The following is a 16,310-nucleotide window of genomic DNA, read 5'->3' on the forward strand; positions in this document are numbered from 1 at the left end:
GGTGCTTTTTTTATCGACTCATAAAATCCACCAATACTTGTGTTTGGAGCTGCAATTCGATTTTCAAATCATCTCATATGTAAAAAACATACCTTTCAGTATTATTTTATATATTTGGAAAGATTCAAATAAGAAATGACAACCAAAGCAGAAAAAACGACCCAGTTTATAATTAAAACGGTGGCACCCATTTTTAATAAAAAAGGATATTCCGCTACGAGTTTGAGCGACATCACCAAAGCAACGGGTCTCACCAAAGGTGCCATCTATGGTAATTTTAAAAACAAAGAAGAGTTAGCATTGCACGTTTTTGAGTACAATTCGAATGTTATCACTTCAAGAATAGAGCAATATATGGATAAAGGAAGTACTCCTTTGGAACGCCTTTTATACTTAGTACGTTTCTACAAAAACTATTACGACTTTACAAGTAATTTTGGTGGTTGCCCCATTGTAAACACCGGAGTGGATGCTTATAATATGTTCCCAGAACTATTAGTAAAAGTCCAAGAGACTATTCATAAAATTGAAGGATATATGAGCGCTGAGATTGAAGAAGGCAAACGTATTGGGGAAATAAGAAACACCATAAACGGCGATGTTTACAGCAAACGTTTTTTCAGTTTAATTAACGGCGCTATTTTTATGAGCCAGACTACTCACAACAAGTCTTATACCACCGATTGTGTAAATGTAATTATAGACACCATTAATCAGCGGTTTAAGTAATTCTATCTTTTGGTACTTTCAGCAGAAGAAAAACACCGATTAAAAATATCAACCCTAATATTAATATAGAGGTACGCATACTTCCTGTAATTTGTGCCATAAATCCGTATAAGAACATTCCAATAACGATCCCAATCTTTTCAGCCACATCATAAAAACTAAAAAACGAAGCCGTATCTTTTGTTTCTGGCAAAAATTTAGAATAGGTAGAACGGGAAAGGGCTTGAATCCCGCCCATGACCAAACCAACCACGGCTGCAGTAAAATAAAATTGTTCTGGAGTTATTACAAAATAAGCATAGCAACAAATTACCACCCAGATAATGTTGATAGCTATTAGGGTTTTAATATTTCCAAATCTTTCCGATGCCCTTGAGGTTAACAAAGCTCCCAAAACAGCCACCAACTGAATTAAAAGTATACTTATAATGAGCCCAGTTGTACGCTGACTGTCGCTTTCCCACGCCAATTCTTCCTCTGCAAAGTATGAAGCCACCAACATAACGGTTTGCACGCCCATACTGTAAACAAAAAATGCGATTAAATATCTCTTCAGTCGGATGTTTTCCCCGAGCTTATGCCATACTTTTTTCAATTCCCGGAAACCGTTCAGCAATAACTTTTTACTAAATTTCCCAGTATTGTTGTTTCCTTTGGGCAAATAGTAAAATGAATATTGACTAAAACCAGCCCACCATATACCAACTAGAATAAAGGATATCTTGGTAGGTTCCCCTGCTCCACTAAAACCAAACCACTCATACTTCATAATCATGGCAAGGTTTAAGAGCAAAAGTAAAACACTGCCTATATAACCAAGCGAATATCCTTTTGCGCTTATTCTGTCCTGTTGCTCTGGAAAAGCCACATCGGGCAAATAAGAATTGTAGAACACCAAACTTCCCCAAAAACCAATAAGTCCAAAGAAATAAGTCGTTAAACTTAAATAAATGTTATCCAGACTGAACCAGTATAAACCAACACTAGAGATGGCTCCCAAATAGCAGAAAAATTTAAGGAACACTTTCTTATTCCCAACAAAATCGGCTATACCAGAAAGTAATGGGGTAAGAAAAGAAACAACTAAAAACGCAAACGAAGTTACGTAGGTAATTAATGGCCCCCGAGCAATTTCACCCCCAAACACTTCAATTTTTTCAATTCCCGCTTCCCGAAACAAGGCGCCATAAAATAAAGGGAAAATAGCAGATGCAATGGTTAAACTATAAACAGAGTTGGCCCAGTCGTAAAAAGCCCATGCGTTGAGTAGTTTTTTACTTCCTTTTTGTAGTGTTTTCATTGGTAAGTATTAAAAAAGCAAGACATCATTTTGGATATCTTGCTTTCAAATATATATAATTAATATACTATCGAGGTTAAAAAAAGATTACTTAAAAGTAGTTACCCCAAATTTAGCGGCCTCCTGTTTAGCTTGAGGGGCCAATGCTTTTAAATTTTGTATCCTTGTTTGGTTGGAAGGGTGTGTACTCATAATTTCTGGTGGTGCTTCACCTCCGGTTGCACTCATACGCCTCCATAGTTCTGCTGCCTCATCTGGGTTATACCCAGCAATGGCCATTAAACGCAACCCAATGGCATCGGCTTCATTCTCGTGGCTTCTGCTAAAAGGGAGCATCGCCCCATAATGGGTTCCTACACCATATGCTTGATTAAAAAGTTCTACAGTCTGAGAACTGCTTCCACCCAAACCAAGCGCTAAATTTCCCGCTAAAGCTCCATATTGCTGCAATTGAGAAGCACTCATACGCTGTGCCCCGTGGTTTGCCAATGCATGAGCCACCTCGTGCCCCATTACGACAGCAATTCCCGTTTCATCTTGACATATGGGTAAAATACCGGTATAAAATACAATCTTTCCTCCTGGCATACACCAAGCATTCATGGTTTCATCTTCCACCAAATTGTATTCCCAACGGTAGTCGTTCAAATACCCTTCGTAACCATTGGCATTAAACCAACGCTCGGCGGCTTTTGCTATACGCTGCCCTACCCTTTTTATGGATTCTGATTGCTCTGTACCCGTTACTACTTTATTTTCTTTTAAAAATTGATCGTATTCAGCGAATGCCGTAGGAAAAATTTGATCGTTCGAGGTAAAATTTAACGTGCTCTTACCGGTAAATGGATTGGTAGAACACGAAAAAATTAACAGAACAAATATTCCAACTGAACAAAATTTCTTCATCATAATTATTTTTTAGCTGTTAAGCGTTTTATCTATATTACTAAAATAAAGAAAATATTACAATCCGATTATATGCAATTCTGTAAAATCTTTCTTAATGGTCATATGGGTATCCCCGTTTAAAATAATTTCCTCTAGAGGTATTTCCACATTATCCAATTGAACACTTTTAACCCGAAAAGGGAGTCCGATTAAATTAATATGGAATTTAGAATACGGAGTTTCATATTTTCCCTCTTTAAACTGCTGAATGATAAGTTCGTTTTCTTTCCCGGTCAATCGGAAAGTACGTAGACTGTACCTTCCCTTTTTATGGTCGAAGCCATCCCCTTTGTCTTCAAAAACCTGAGATTCTTCCTTGCCAAGTTTGTAATAAACATCTAAAGTTAATTCTTCAATTTCTTTTTCCCCCACATATTGTTGTACCGGGTATTTAGGAATTATAGCACCTTCCCTTATAAACAGGGGTATTTTATCGATATCGGCCTCAACCCAACCTTCTTTACCTCCTTTTACCAATTCCCCATCCCAGTAATTATACCAATTACCGCGAGGAATGTACATACGACGTCCTTTGGAATTGGGTTCTAAAATGGGACACACCAATATTTGATTTCCGAAGATAAACTCATCGTTTCTATAATGAGTGTGCAAATCGTCTTGATCGAAATACACCAAAGACTTTATCATAGGGGTGCCAAATTCGGTATATTCATAAAACATGGTATACAAATAAGGCAATAATCGATAACGCAATTCTATAAATTTCTTGGTGATTTCGGTTACCTCATCATCGAAAGACCATGGTTCCTGATGCCCATGATCTCCACTGGAGTGAACCCTACAAAACGGATGGAAAACACCCATTTGTATCCATCTGGCGAATAACTCTCCAGATGGTTGCTCTGCAAATCCGCCAATATCACTTCCTGTAAACGACATTCCGCTCATGGACATTCTCTGAACCTGTACATTCGCTACCCATAAATGTTCCCATGTTGCCACATTATCCCCTGTCCAAGAAGAAGTATATCTTTGGGCTCCCGAGTATGCCGCACGCGTTATTACAAAAGGTCTTTTAGGGAAAGAAAACCGCTTCACCCCTTCATAAGTGGCACGAGCCATTTGCATTCCGTAGATATTATGTGCTTTTCTATGGCTACAAGGATGTCCGTCGTAATTATGCCTTACGTCATCTGGGAACGTTTTTCCGGGCACTTCCATAACGGCGGGTTCGTTCATATCGTTCCAAATACCTTTAATCCCTATATCGGCAATGAGTTCTTTGTAGAGTCCAGCCCACCATTCCCGTACTTCGGGATTTGTGAAATCTGGAAAATTACACTCTCCAGGCCATACCTTCCCTTTCATATAAGGGCCATCTGCCCTTTTACAGAAATAATCGTTTTCTACGGCCTCTTCATACACCCAATAATCTTTATCTATCTTAATTCCTGGATCTATGATGGCAACGGTTTTAAATCCCGCTTCCGAAAGCTCGCTAACCATCTGTTTAGGATCTGGAAAATATTGATTGTTCCAGGTAAAACATCTAAAGCCATCCATATAATCGATATCCAGATAAATAGCATCACAGGGGATCTGCAGCTCCCTAAATTTATAGGCAATTTCTTTGACCTTGCTTTCTGGATAATAACTCCATTTACATTGGTGAAACCCTAAAACCCATAAAGGCGGTAAATCGGGTTTCCCAGTTAGATCGGTATACCCAGAAACCACTTCGGGTACTGAAGGACCATAAATAAAATAGTAATTCATTTCGCCCCCATCGGCCCAAAAACTTGTTATGTTCCGTCGTTCGTGACAAAAGTCGAAATGAGATTTAAAAGTATTATCAAAAAAAATACCGTAGGCGGTATTGTGGTGTAAACCAATGTAAAAAGGAACACTTTTGTACAGCGGATCGAGATCTTTGCCAAAGGCGTATTGATCGGTCACCCAATTTGTGATACGTTTTCCCCGCAGATTCAACTGCGATGGTTTATCGCCCATCCCAAAAAAGCTTTCAGACTCTTGGGAAAACTTACTCATTTTTACAATATTCCCTCCAAAATCATAGCTTTCCTCCCAATGAAAGCCCAATTCGTCTTCATTCAAAATATTACCATCGAGATCTAAAATAGCCAAACGCATATCCATTTTGGAAACACGAACCTCCAATTTAGAGGTTTTCATATAAAAATGATCTTCCTTTTCTTCTACCTCTAGATAATTGTACCCGTAAGTTGCATCTTCTGCGATGGCGTAAGAAAAGTCATCTTCAAAATCTTGTCCTGCCGCATAACGAAATCGCAACACGCTATCCCTTAGAAACGAGATTTGCAGTGCAACATCGTTTTTAGACCGAAACGTAATTTTATCTACTTCTTTTTTATGCGAAACTATTTGAGTAGGAAACAAATTTCCTTTGTATTCAAGCTCTGTATTTGTAATCATAGTATTTTCTTATCTATCTGTCCGTAAAAATGTAGACTGAATATCCCTACTTCGTCCCTTCAAATTTAAAAACAAGCACAGCTAAAGGCGGTAAGGTAATTGCTGCTGAATAATCCTTGCCGTTATATTTTATTTCTTCGGAATTGATTTCCGATTTGTTATGCAATCCGCTTCCATAATATTTTTTGTCGTCACTATTGAAAAGTTCCAGTAAAATACCCGAACGTGAAATTCCAATTCTATAATTCTCACGAACTACGGGCGTAAAATTACAAACTACAATTAAATCGTTTTCCACAAAATGACCTTTTCTCAAATAAGATAATACCGAGTTATCGGCATCTCCATAATTAATCCATTCGAAACCTTCACTACTGAATTGTTTTTCGTGTAAGGCCGGTTGTGTTCGGTATAAATTATTAACATCAGCGACAAAACTTTGCACGCCTTTATGCCCTTCGTATTGCAATAAATGCCAATCTAAACTATTTTGAAAATTCCATTCGTGAGACTGTCCAAATTCATTCCCCATAAACAATAAGTTAGTCCCAGGGTGGGTAAACATATACCCGTAAAGTAGCCTCATGTTGGCAAATCGTTGCCATTCGTCGCCCGGCATTCTTCCAAAAATGGAACTTTTTCCATGCACTACTTCATCATGACTCAAGGGGAGCATAAAATTTTCAGAAAAGGCATAAGTAAGACTAAAGGTAATATCGTTTTGATGATATTTACGGTGGATGGCTCCTTTTTTAAAGTACTCCAGCGTATCGTGCATCCAACCCATCATCCATTTCATCCCAAAACCCAGCCCACCTAAATACACTGGTTTGGAAACCCCGGTGTAAGAAGTAGATTCCTCTGCGATGGTCTGTACCCCTTCAAAATTTGCGTATACGGCTTCATTCATTTCCTTTATAAGCGAAATGGCCTCGAGATTTTCACGGCCTCCATATATATTTGGATCCCATTCCCCTTCTTCACGCGAATAATCTAAATAAAGCATGGATGCTACGGCATCTACCCGCAACCCATCCACATGGTATTTATCCAACCAAAAAATAGCGTTACTTATTAAAAATGCCCGTACCTCATTTCTTCCGTAATTAAAAATAAGGCTTTTCCAATCGGGGTGATATCCTTTTTTTCTATCTGGATGTTCGTATAAATGAGAGCCATCAAAAAATCCCAATCCGTGTGCATCATCTGGGAAATGCGAAGGCACCCAATCCAAGATTACCCCAATTCCTGCTTGATGCAGTTTATCTACCAAAAGCTTAAAATCCTCTGGTGTTCCAAACCGGGAAGTTGGTGCAAAGTAACCCGTTAACTGGTAACCCCACGACGGATCGTAAGGATATTCCATAATTGGCATCAACTCAACATGCGTAAAATTCATTTTCTTTACGTAAGACACCAATTCTGTTGCCAGTTCTTTATAGTTAAGCGATCTTCCAGCATCTTCAATATTTCTTCTCCAAGAGCCCAAATGAACTTCGTAAACCGAATAGGGTTTATCCAAACCGTTTACTGCCGCCCTATTTTTCAACCATTTGCTATCTTTCCATTTATACGAAGCATCCCAAACCACAGATGCCGTATTTGGGGATTCTTCCGCATAAAAAGCAAAAGGATCAGCTTTCTCCGTTTCTATATCTTTATTATTGGAAACAATTTTGTATTTATATTTTGCCCCAGATTTCACTTCGGGTATAAAACCTTCCCAAATTCCAGATTCATCCCATCTCACGAAGAGGGAATGCTCCCCTTGCTGCCAGAAATTAAAATCTCCCACCACCGAAACCTCTTTGGCTGTTGGAGCCCAAACCGCAAAATAGCAACCTTTAACGCCATCTTTTTCAACAATATGCGCCCCCAATTTCTCATAAAGCCGGTAATGCTTTCCACTTTTAAAGAGATCAATATCAAAATCTGTAAATAAACTATGTGGTAGAACCTTGCTCATAATAAACTTGGGGTATTAAAAATATTGCTAGTGTTTTTAAGGTTTGGTTTAATCATCTGTATGGGATTATATTTATATGCTTACTAAATGTATAAAAAAAGGAATTAAATTTGATACATTGCACTCTCAAATTCATTTAAATTAATGACAAAAAGGAAAGAAAACTATCAGCAAACCATTGATATCCCGAAACCCATTACGCTTTCGGCCAAGGCGCTAGAGTTTGTATCTCCTAAATTGGCGAGCAAGTTTGTAGCCAAACTCTTTGCTACCCCCATAAAACATAAAATCCCGAAGCGGGAGCACAAAATGGAAAAAGAAACGCTTCAGGAACGTTTACAGGTGCCTTCCATTAATAAAGAAATAGTTGTTTACAGCTACGGAGAAAGCACCCAAAAAATACTGCTAGTACACGGCTGGAGCGGTCGTGGCACACAATTGGCCAAAATTGCGGAAGCACTGTTGGAAAAAGGATATAGCACCATAAGTTTCGACGGCCCTTCCCACGGAAAGTCCCCAGGAAATACCACCAATATGCTAGAATTTGTAGATGCCGTGATGGCGGTAAACAAAAAATACGGGCCTTTTGAAGCTGCCGTTGGGCACTCCTTGGGAAGCATGACGCTTTTGAATGCCGTAAAAATCGGACTCCCATTAAAAACGATGGTATTGGTAGGAAGTGGTGATAAAATAAATGATATTATTTATGATTTCACCAGTAAACTGGGGCTTAAAGATGCCATTGGCGACCGGGTAAAAGAAAAATTCGATCGGTTGGCAAATGAAGATGTAAACAATTTTTCGGCCAGTTTTGCGGCAAAAGATGTAACCATTCCAGTTTTATTGATTCATGATAAAGACGATATGGACTCTCCCCTTACTTCCTCCGAAAACATCCGCGCCAATTTAGAAAATGCAAAACTTATTGTAACAGAAGGACTTGGACACCGAAAAATACTTGGAGATGAAAAAGTTATAGAAACTCTTATAGCTTATATACAAGAACATTCATAAAAAAATGTAATTTTAAATTATAATTAGCAGCAGGTGCTTCTGTTCTAAAAAATATTGGCATAGCATTTGCGTTTAACTATTAAAACAACACTATTATGAAAAAAATAATCACACTTTTATTTGTAGCCACATTTTTATTTACTGCTTGTGAAGGACCAGAGGGACCCCAAGGACCTCCAGGAACAAATATTGTTGGAGAAACTTTTGAATATACAACCAGCTTTTCTGCTCAAGCAGATTTTTTTGAAGCTTCCTTCAATCCACCATTGGTAGAAGGCGATGCAATGCTCGTTTATCGATTGGAAGATGTTGTGAATGGTGCAGATGTGTGGGAACCTTTGCCTACCGTTACCATTGTAAACAATGATACTGGAGACACTTTGCAGTATAGATTTAATTATACATTAAATGACGTGCAAATAATAGCAGAATGCTCAAACTTCGCAGCATTCGGACCCGAATTATTACAAAATCAAACATTTAGAGCAGTTATCGTACCTTCTGATCTTATTAATGGTATTGATACTTCAAATATTCATGAAGTTATGGAGGCTGCCAACATAAAATCCATTCAAAAGCTGAATTAGATTTAGAGAAAAATATTTTACAGCCCGAAACCAATAGTTTCGGGCTTTTTTTTGCAAGGATTTTAAAACTAATACGTCCAATTATACGTAAGTAAATCAAAAAAAATTATGAAGACTCTATTTTTATCTTTTCTATGTATATTTTTCTTGAGCTGTAATTCTAAAGCCCAAGAGAAGTCCAATAACAATACAACATCCGATTCCAATAAATTTCCAATCTCTAAAACAGAGGCGGAATGGAAGGCAGAACTTACTGACGCCGAATATTACGTTTTACGAAAAGCCGGTACAGAAAGACCTTTTACAAGTGATTTATTGGATAACAAGAAAAAAGGCACTTATGTTTGTGCCGCTTGCGGGACTCCGTTATTTAAAAGTGAACACAAGTTTAAATCGGGAACTGGATGGCCTAGTTTCGATCGTGCCATTGAAGGGAACGTAGCCTACGGGGTAGATAATAAAATTGGAGTGCCTCGGGATGAAGAACATTGCGCTAAATGTGGCGGACATTTAGGACATGTTTTTGATGATGGACCAAGTGAAACTACCGGAAAAAGACACTGCATTAACGGAGTTGCCTTGGATTTCATTCCGGATGAGGAAGGATAAATTTAAAATACAATCTAGAATTCGCTAATTCAGTAAAAGATTTAATTCATTTGTCTATTTCTATAAACAAATTTTATTGCAAACAGGTAGAGTTTGGAAAACAACCATCCCAGTAGCATTCCAATAGATATTCCTGTAATCACATCTAAGGGAAAGTGTACACCAATATATATCCTGCTATAAGCTACAGTAAGTCCCCAGATAACCAATAAAAATGGCAACCACTTATAATTTTTATAAAGTAAAATTGAAAAAAAAGTAACGGTTGCCAGCGAGTTGGAAGCGTGTGCCGAGAAATAGCCGAATTTGCCCCCGCAATATGATTTTACCAAACGCATAAAAGGCTCCACAGTTTCATCGTGGCATGGCCGTAAACGCTCGAAACCATATTTAAAGGCATTTGCAAGTTGATCGGTAACGCCAATCATAGCCGCTACACATAAAAGCAAAATAAGGGTGTTTTTCCACTTTAAGGTTCGCAAACAAAGTATCAGTAACAAAGCATAAAGGGGAATCGACGACCATTTATCTGTCATGAACATCCAGAAGGCATCGTAGGGTTCCCTTCCGAGTCCGTTTAAATATAGAAATAGTTCCTTATCTAGCTGAATAAGTTTTTCCATGCCTTAGTCTTCATCGTATCTACTCACTTCACGATCGTAGAAATCGTTGGCCTGTTGAATCAAGTTTTCAGCTTCCGAAGCTAGCTCCTTCTCATCCTCTGGAGAAAAATCTTCCAACCATTCCACCTCATCATTCTCTAAATTGATGATAAACCGTGGATAATCGGTATGAATTATAAAAATTGAATCCGGATAATCTGTATTGTCACCCAATAAAAATTTTGGTAATTCCATTATTGTTGCTTGTTTTTGGTTTCACTTTTTAAAATTGTTCAAAGTTAAAAGTCGCTTAGAACAATTGCGTTTAGGTTTCTCAATTTATGCTTTTCTCCTTAAGCTTCAGAATTAATTAACTTTTGGGTTAAAGAATTAAATCGAAAATACAAAAATATTGCAGCAATGGTTAATCCAAAGAGCAAACCTATCCAAATCCCCATATTTCCCAAAGATGTTTTTAGTCCTAAATAATAAGAAACAGGAAAACCAATGACCCAATAGGCCACAAAAGTGATAAATGTAGGTATTTTAACATCCTGTAAGCCTCTTAATGCCCCTAAAAAAGTTACCTGTAATCCATCTGATATTTGGAAAAAGGCAGCTATTAGCAATAGTTGTGAGGCTATGGTGATTACCTCTGTATTATCCGCTAAGTTCAACATATCGTTCTGGTCCAAGTAGATTGTGGGCAACCAGTGTCTGCACAGTATGAAAAACAACGCAAAAACCACTTCCAACAAAAAGGTTAAAAAGAAAACAGAAATAGCGATACGTCGCAGCTCTTTAAAGTTTTGCAACCCTTTTTGATTTCCAACACGCACCATAGCGGCAACACTTAAACCAACTCCAACCATATACGTCATACTCGATAAATTAAGTGCAATTTGATTGGCAGCCTGCGGGTTTTTACCCAAAACCCCACTTAACCAAACAGCAGAAGTAAAAATGGCGACTTCGAAAAACATCTGCAAAGCAGAAGGTAATCCAAGATCTACAATCTTTTTCATCATCTGTTTCTCGATGCTTTTCCATTTAAAATTGGTGACATATTTATTTATTTTAACGTTGCTCTTAAACAGCCACCAAAGAAAAACAACCATCATAAACCGGGAAACCAAAGTTCCTATAGCCGCTCCTATAATCCCCAGCTCTGGAAAACCAAATTTCCCAAAAATGAACAGGTAATTGAGGAGTATGTTTACAATATTGGCAACCACGGTTGCATACATCGGGTATTTTGTTTGCGAGAGTCCGTCGGAAAACTGTTTCAATGCTTGGAACATAATTAACGGAACCAAGGAAAAAGCAACCAAATCTAAATATGGCAGTGCGAGCTCGACCACCTCTGCCGGTTGATCCATAAGGTACATCAACGGCTTTGCAAAAAGCAAGGCAATAAATAACAGCAACCCAATTCCTGTACTTAAATACACGCCATGTTTTAAAGATGAACGCCCTCTCTCAATATCCCCAGCTCCGTCGGCCTCTGCAACCAACGGTGTAATAGCGGTGGAAAAGCCTATCCCCAGAGACATTGCAATAAATATAAAGCTATTGCCCAAAGAAACTGCAGCTAATTCTGCCGTACCCAACTGCCCAACCATTACATTATCTGCAAAGGCTACAAAAGTATGGCCCAACATCCCCAAAATAACTGGAAAAGAGAGTTTTAAATTGTATGCAAATTCTTTCGTGTATTGTTCTAAAACCATGAAGTATTTTTGAAGGCGCAAAGATACATTTTACCCTTTTCTTGTCCTAATTTTTAAGAATTGCAATGTCAACCATTGATGCTTTAAAAGAATCTTCCTAATATTTTCAATTAGCTTTTTACTGCTGACAAACAGTTGTCATACCCCACTTGTAAATTTGACTTCAGAAACATTAATCAATAACAATAGAATCATGGAAAATTCTGAAAACACATTACAAACCCAAAAAACTATGGTATTCACCTCTGAAGAATTGCTGAAACACTGGCAAGGGCATCGCGCTTTAACACGTAGGATAATTGAAGCCTTTCCCGAAGAAGCCTTTTTTAATTATAGTATTGGCGGCATGCGTACTTTTGCTGAAATGACTATGGAATTATTGGGTATTGCCGCACCTGGAATGAAGGAAATAGTTTTGGAAAATACCGAAAAATTAAAAGAACATTTCGATCACGGCAACAAAAAAGAAGCTATTTTATCCCTCTGGGACGAATCCACTAACGAAATCAATTCTTATTGGAAACAATTAAATGATGAAGATTTCCCTAAAAAAATCAAACTTTTCGGGGAATATGAGGGTACGGTGATAAGTTCTATACTGTATTTTATTGATAATGAAATACACCACCGCGGCCAAGCATACGTTTACTTAAGAAGTCTTGGGATAGAACCTCCATTCTTCTGGGAACGCTAAAAAATTCCTGGTATTTAATAGTCTTTCTCCATTAAATACCAGTTTTTTTTATTAATCTGTTATTTCTCAAGCTTCTTCCTATCCCAATTGGCCGTATTGGCGCCAGCTACATACGTACTTTTTAAGAAAGTATATAATTTATCTTCTGGATTTTCTGCCTTCTGTACCGTTTCATATTTAAGAAGAAATTCTCCCAAGTCTTCGCTATAAAAAGCTTCGCGGGGCTCTATTTTTTGTTTGCTGAAATTATCGTTGGTGGGATAGATGTAGGAATAAAACGCTGGTTCTGGAAAATCGTCTGAGCCCAACCAGAAGCCGGCACTACTTACCTCTTCACTATAGGCTTCTTGCATTACCTCTAAAGGCATGTTGGGAACCCCTCCAGGATGTTTCGGTGCGGGTCTACCAGAAAAACGGGTTACTGCCAAATCGAAAGCACCCCAGAATAAATGAACCGGACTGCATTTTCCGGTAAATTCACCCCTGAACTTAGTGAAAACGGCATTTGTTTTTAACATCGCTTTCCAAATGTTGAAGGCGTGAGAAGGATTGTAAGTTTTGTTTACCGTATTTTCGACAAAGGGAATTGCGGGTTCCATTTCATTCGGACTCCCATGGATGTCTACATCAATACCAAGTGATGAAAGCTTTTCAAATAAAACGTTGTAAAAATCGGCCACCGTTCTAGAATACAAATCCACATCCGCCGTCTCATCCTCTGAAGTCTTAATGATTAGTTGGTGCTTTTTAAAATCGAACTCCAACTCAAAAGTTTTATTGTCGTATGGAATAGCCTGTGTTGTAAATCCGCAGGTGGAAATATAAAGTGTTACGTGCCATGATTGATTTTGCCAAGGCATTTCCCTCAGTCTTATTTTTCCGACAATCTGAATCCATTGATGAAGGGTAGCAATGGTTTCCTTCATTTCATTGAAATTGAGAACCGGCCAATGTTTTTTATTTTCCATGGTATGATCTTTAATCTTTTAAAACTCCATTTCCTAAACAAAATCCATACATATTTACAAACGAAGTTCTTTAAAGATAATCATTATCCACCAAAATCTAATCTGTTGTTGTAATTATACTTCGAAGCGCGATTTTTAAAGTATCGTCGTAACTTTTTTGGTCTTTCACAACTTTTCCTTCTACCCTAAGACCATTTATTAGCGTGTAAAAGTAATTGGCCAATGCTTCAGGATCGTTTTTTTCTGAAAGTTCTTTAACATCTATTCCTTTTTGAATGGCTTTAGAAATTGCAGCAATGATATTTTTTCGGTTTTGCTGAACAATGGTTAGAATTTCTTCATCATGAGGCGCCAATTCAATCGCTGTATTTACCATAAAGCAACCTTTACTTTCGGCATCGCACATATTTTCTTTAACCAATTGTTGTAAAATTCCGTGAATGGTTTGCTGAAAAGAATTGTTTTCATTTAAAATGGCAATCATTTTTTCTGAAGTATTGTGGGTATAATGTTTAAGTGCAAGCTTAAATAGGCTTTTTTTATCTTTAAAGGCACCATACATACTCGATTTACTAATCCCAAAGGCATCAATTAAATCTTGGGTAGAAACCGCATTATAACCTTTTTTCCAGAATAAATTTTTAGCGGTTTCCAAAACCACTTCTTCATCAAATTCTCTTTTACGTGCCATAATTTTTAAACCAATTCTTAAAAAATATCAATAATAAATTTGTGGGACACTAGTAATAAATGCCCCACAAATTTAGTTATAATTTATTCTGTGTTTAGAACTGCACCATTCCCCCGTCAATATAAATCTCGGTACCGTGAATGTAAGAAGCATTTTCGGAAGCAAGAAACAACACAGCATCTGCGATTTCTTTAGACTTACCAAATCTTCCCATAGGTACTTTTCCCAAAACGGTTTCTGCAAAACCTTGTTGCTCTTCATCATTCATACCTGTTTTATTGAAAAAGTCGGTTTCTATAGGCCCTGGACTCACAGCGTTCACTCTAATTTTCTTCTCTGATAATTCCGCAGCAAAAGTTTTAAGTAACGACTGTACAGCAGCTTTAGCCGCAGAGTAAACAGAAGCTCCAGGCATTCCTTGCTCGGTAACCACAGATGTATTTAAAATGATGGAACTTCCTTCTTTCATTAAAGGCAAAATAGATTGAACCGTGAAAATCGTTCCTTTAACCAATACATCAAATTGCTTACTATAATGTTCTTCATCGATCTCATTGATGGGAGCAAATTTACCATACCCGGCATTCACAAAAAGTATATCAACGTTTCCCACCTTATCTTTTACTTTAGTGGCTAAACTTTTTAAATCTGTTATAGAACTGGAATCCGCTACAATTCCATGCCCTTTCTCTCCTAATTCCTTTGCAGTTTCATCAATAGTGTCTTGATGTCTTCCCGTAACAATTACAGTGGCACCTTTGTTAATGAATTCTTGTGCCGTGGCTTTCCCTATTCCACTGGTTCCCCCAGTAATTAAAACTACTTTGTCTTTAAAATTTTCCATTTCTGATTTTTTTTGATTTAATTTATTTTGAACTGTTTAGTCCACAAAGATATATCATAATGGACTGATTAGTCCAAATAAAATCATAAAGTTTTCCAAGAAAACTATTAAAACCAAAAAATGTCTAAAATTTAAATACTAGTATAAAATATTATCCTTCGGAGCTACAGGGTCTGGAAGGTTTTTTTCATCGAGCATATCCCTTAGGTCAATTTCTATCGTACGGCATAAGGCCGTCATGGGAACATCGTTTATCCTTCCTTCAAAAGGGTCTTCACTATTGTCTCCTATCATTTCCATGGTGGTGAATATCCAAGCAATCAATACCGAAAAGGGAATCATAAGAAATATGTACCAATCACTTATTTCTGCTGCTACCGTTGCGGCATCGTCCTCAAAAACATCTAAAAGACCAAAAGGCAAAAGCAATACAAAGATCCATGTGAAAACTTTAGAGAAATATCCATATTGTCGAGGAAAAGGTGTGTTTTTAATACGCTCGCACATTCCCTGTAAATTGTAGAATTCCTCTAAAACCGATTGCATTTGATCTTCCTGAAAACCATCCAATATCCCTTTTTCCTTTAAAAGACGCACATCCATAGCTTGGTTTTTAACCAAATGAGTTGCGGGATTTACTCTTTTTCTTAAATCGCTAAACTCTCTCATGTTCACATAATTATAAGCTTCATTGCAGGATATATTTCGTTCCTGGTGTTTATCAAAAACCTTCTCTACCATAGAATTTTCCTTTAAACTCCAAGATTTAGGTTGCCTTAATTGCACCCGCAATGCATTAATCCACCCAATATGTCGATGTATCATTTGGGTATGCATTGCTTTGTCATACTCCGGATCATCAGATTTTACGAAACTGAGAACCTGTATGGCCCATGTACGGCTATAGTTTACAATCCCACCCCAAATTTTACGACCTTCCCAAAACCGATCGTAACTTTGGCTATTTTTAAAACCTATATAAAAGGCTACAGCAATGCCTATAACACTTAAGGGTTGAAATGGAATATCAATAAACTTCCACTCCAACAAATGGTAAATTGAAAAAATTAAGGTGGAATAAAATGTGAAAAAGATAATATTTTTCCATCCATAGCGAAGGATCATCCCCCAACCAATGTTTCTTTTTATATACATCTAGCAATTTTTATTAAGAAGTTTAATTCTACTAAAATTACTGAATTCTAAATTAATC

16 protein-coding genes are annotated in these 16,310 nt (G+C 37.5%); 5 read left to right on the forward strand and 11 right to left on the reverse strand.

The window, feature by feature from the left end:
• Positions 1-135: 135 nt before the first annotated feature.
• Positions 136-729: a TetR/AcrR family transcriptional regulator gene (locus tag HX109_RS00185; protein ID WP_178949210.1), complete on the forward strand. Its 594-nt coding sequence runs from the start codon at positions 136-138 to the stop codon at positions 727-729.
• Here the strand turns inward: HX109_RS00185 and HX109_RS00190 are convergent.
• The 4 genes from HX109_RS00190 to glgB all read right to left on the reverse strand — a co-directional run bounded on the left by HX109_RS00190 (position 722) and on the right by glgB (position 7,358).
• Complete coding sequence (locus HX109_RS00190; RefSeq protein WP_178949211.1) at positions 722-2,029, reverse strand: MFS transporter; 1,308 nt, start codon at positions 2,027-2,029, stop codon at positions 722-724. The two genes, HX109_RS00185 and HX109_RS00190, sit on opposite strands and share 8 nt — an antisense overlap.
• Before the next feature lie 87 nt (positions 2,030-2,116).
• On the reverse strand, positions 2,117-2,935 hold the full coding sequence (locus tag HX109_RS00195) for a M48 family metallopeptidase (protein WP_178953982.1): 819 nt from the start codon (positions 2,933-2,935) through the stop codon (positions 2,117-2,119).
• A 57-nt stretch (positions 2,936-2,992) separates the two neighbouring features.
• Positions 2,993-5,392, reverse strand: a complete 2,400-nt coding sequence (locus HX109_RS00200; RefSeq protein ID WP_178949212.1) for a glycoside hydrolase family 31 protein — start codon at positions 5,390-5,392, stop codon at positions 2,993-2,995.
• Positions 5,393-5,438: 46 nt separating this feature from the next.
• On the reverse strand, positions 5,439-7,358 hold the full coding sequence (gene glgB / locus HX109_RS00205; protein WP_178949213.1) for a 1,4-alpha-glucan branching protein GlgB: 1,920 nt from the start codon (positions 7,356-7,358) through the stop codon (positions 5,439-5,441).
• 144 nt (positions 7,359-7,502) lie between these two features.
• On the opposite strand from glgB, the gene HX109_RS00210 reads away from it, so the two are divergent.
• The 3 genes from HX109_RS00210 (at position 7,503) to msrB (ending at position 9,568) form a co-directional block, all read left to right on the forward strand.
• Positions 7,503-8,372: an alpha/beta fold hydrolase gene (locus HX109_RS00210; protein WP_178949214.1), complete on the forward strand. Its 870-nt coding sequence runs from the start codon at positions 7,503-7,505 to the stop codon at positions 8,370-8,372.
• A 95-nt stretch (positions 8,373-8,467) separates the two neighbouring features.
• Complete coding sequence (locus HX109_RS00215; RefSeq protein ID WP_178949215.1) at positions 8,468-8,959, forward strand: hypothetical protein; 492 nt, start codon at positions 8,468-8,470, stop codon at positions 8,957-8,959.
• Positions 8,960-9,067: 108 nt separating this feature from the next.
• A complete protein-coding gene (gene msrB, locus HX109_RS00220) occupies positions 9,068-9,568 on the forward strand; it encodes a peptide-methionine (R)-S-oxide reductase MsrB (protein WP_178949216.1) in 501 nt (166 codons plus the stop codon).
• Between the two features lie 41 nt (positions 9,569-9,609).
• On the opposite strand, the gene HX109_RS00225 is transcribed toward msrB, so the two are convergent.
• The 3 genes from HX109_RS00225 to HX109_RS00235 form a co-directional block, all read right to left on the reverse strand.
• Positions 9,610-10,191, reverse strand: a complete 582-nt coding sequence (locus HX109_RS00225; protein WP_178949217.1) for a phosphatase PAP2 family protein — start codon at positions 10,189-10,191, stop codon at positions 9,610-9,612.
• A gap of 3 nt (positions 10,192-10,194) precedes the next feature.
• Positions 10,195-10,425 (reverse strand): hypothetical protein, encoded by a 231-nt coding sequence (locus HX109_RS00230; protein ID WP_178949218.1) that lies wholly within the window; start codon positions 10,423-10,425, stop codon positions 10,195-10,197.
• A gap of 98 nt (positions 10,426-10,523) precedes the next feature.
• A complete protein-coding gene (locus tag HX109_RS00235) occupies positions 10,524-11,900 on the reverse strand; it encodes an MATE family efflux transporter (protein WP_178949219.1) in 1,377 nt (458 codons plus the stop codon).
• A 193-nt stretch (positions 11,901-12,093) separates the two neighbouring features.
• Here HX109_RS00235 and HX109_RS00240 point away from each other — a divergent pair, with 193 nt between their 5' ends.
• On the forward strand, positions 12,094-12,594 hold the full coding sequence (locus HX109_RS00240; RefSeq protein WP_178949220.1) for a DinB family protein: 501 nt from the start codon (positions 12,094-12,096) through the stop codon (positions 12,592-12,594).
• A gap of 59 nt (positions 12,595-12,653) precedes the next feature.
• On the opposite strand, the gene HX109_RS00245 is transcribed toward HX109_RS00240, so the two are convergent.
• From HX109_RS00245 to HX109_RS00260, 4 genes are all read right to left on the reverse strand, one after another.
• Positions 12,654-13,562: a DUF5996 family protein gene (locus HX109_RS00245; RefSeq protein ID WP_178949221.1), complete on the reverse strand. Its 909-nt coding sequence runs from the start codon at positions 13,560-13,562 to the stop codon at positions 12,654-12,656.
• Between the two features lie 97 nt (positions 13,563-13,659).
• Positions 13,660-14,253 carry a TetR/AcrR family transcriptional regulator gene (locus HX109_RS00250; RefSeq protein ID WP_178949222.1) on the reverse strand — a complete coding sequence of 198 codons (594 nt, stop codon included), beginning with the start codon at positions 14,251-14,253 and terminating at the stop codon, positions 13,660-13,662.
• Between the two features lie 94 nt (positions 14,254-14,347).
• The gene (locus HX109_RS00255; protein ID WP_178949223.1) at positions 14,348-15,097 is read right to left on the reverse strand and encodes an SDR family oxidoreductase; all 750 of its coding nucleotides are present in this window, start codon (positions 15,095-15,097) and stop codon (positions 14,348-14,350) included.
• A gap of 138 nt (positions 15,098-15,235) precedes the next feature.
• Entirely contained in the window at positions 15,236-16,252 is a 1,017-nt protein-coding gene (locus tag HX109_RS00260) for a bestrophin family protein (RefSeq protein WP_178949224.1), read from the reverse strand.
• Between the last annotated feature and the right edge of the window lie 58 nt (positions 16,253-16,310).

Origin of the sequence: Galbibacter sp. BG1 (genome assembly GCF_013391805.1) — a bacterium.
Lineage (GTDB): Bacteria > Bacteroidota > Bacteroidia > Flavobacteriales > Flavobacteriaceae > Galbibacter.

Coding starts and splice junctions, on each gene's coding strand:
- HX109_RS00240 (WP_178949220.1), top strand. CDS start 12,094: ATGGAAAATTCTGAAAACACATTACAAACCCAAAAAACTATGGTATTC.
- msrB (WP_178949216.1), top strand. CDS start 9,068: ATGAAGACTCTATTTTTATCTTTTCTATGTATATTTTTCTTGAGCTGT.
- glgB (WP_178949213.1), bottom strand. CDS start 7,358: ATGAGCAAGGTTCTACCACATAGTTTATTTACAGATTTTGATATTGAT.
- HX109_RS00245 (WP_178949221.1), bottom strand. CDS start 13,562: ATGGAAAATAAAAAACATTGGCCGGTTCTCAATTTCAATGAAATGAAG.
- HX109_RS00230 (WP_178949218.1), bottom strand. CDS start 10,425: ATGGAATTACCAAAATTTTTATTGGGTGACAATACAGATTATCCGGAT.
- HX109_RS00225 (WP_178949217.1), bottom strand. CDS start 10,191: ATGGAAAAACTTATTCAGCTAGATAAGGAACTATTTCTATATTTAAAC.
- HX109_RS00215 (WP_178949215.1), top strand. CDS start 8,468: ATGAAAAAAATAATCACACTTTTATTTGTAGCCACATTTTTATTTACT.
- HX109_RS00250 (WP_178949222.1), bottom strand. CDS start 14,253: ATGGCACGTAAAAGAGAATTTGATGAAGAAGTGGTTTTGGAAACCGCT.
- HX109_RS00260 (WP_178949224.1), bottom strand. CDS start 16,252: ATGTATATAAAAAGAAACATTGGTTGGGGGATGATCCTTCGCTATGGA.
- HX109_RS00210 (WP_178949214.1), top strand. CDS start 7,503: ATGACAAAAAGGAAAGAAAACTATCAGCAAACCATTGATATCCCGAAA.
- HX109_RS00255 (WP_178949223.1), bottom strand. CDS start 15,097: ATGGAAAATTTTAAAGACAAAGTAGTTTTAATTACTGGGGGAACCAGT.
- HX109_RS00195 (WP_178953982.1), bottom strand. CDS start 2,935: ATGAAGAAATTTTGTTCAGTTGGAATATTTGTTCTGTTAATTTTTTCG.
- HX109_RS00200 (WP_178949212.1), bottom strand. CDS start 5,392: ATGATTACAAATACAGAGCTTGAATACAAAGGAAATTTGTTTCCTACT.
- HX109_RS00190 (WP_178949211.1), bottom strand. CDS start 2,029: ATGAAAACACTACAAAAAGGAAGTAAAAAACTACTCAACGCATGGGCT.
- HX109_RS00235 (WP_178949219.1), bottom strand. CDS start 11,900: ATGGTTTTAGAACAATACACGAAAGAATTTGCATACAATTTAAAACTC.
- HX109_RS00185 (WP_178949210.1), top strand. CDS start 136: ATGACAACCAAAGCAGAAAAAACGACCCAGTTTATAATTAAAACGGTG.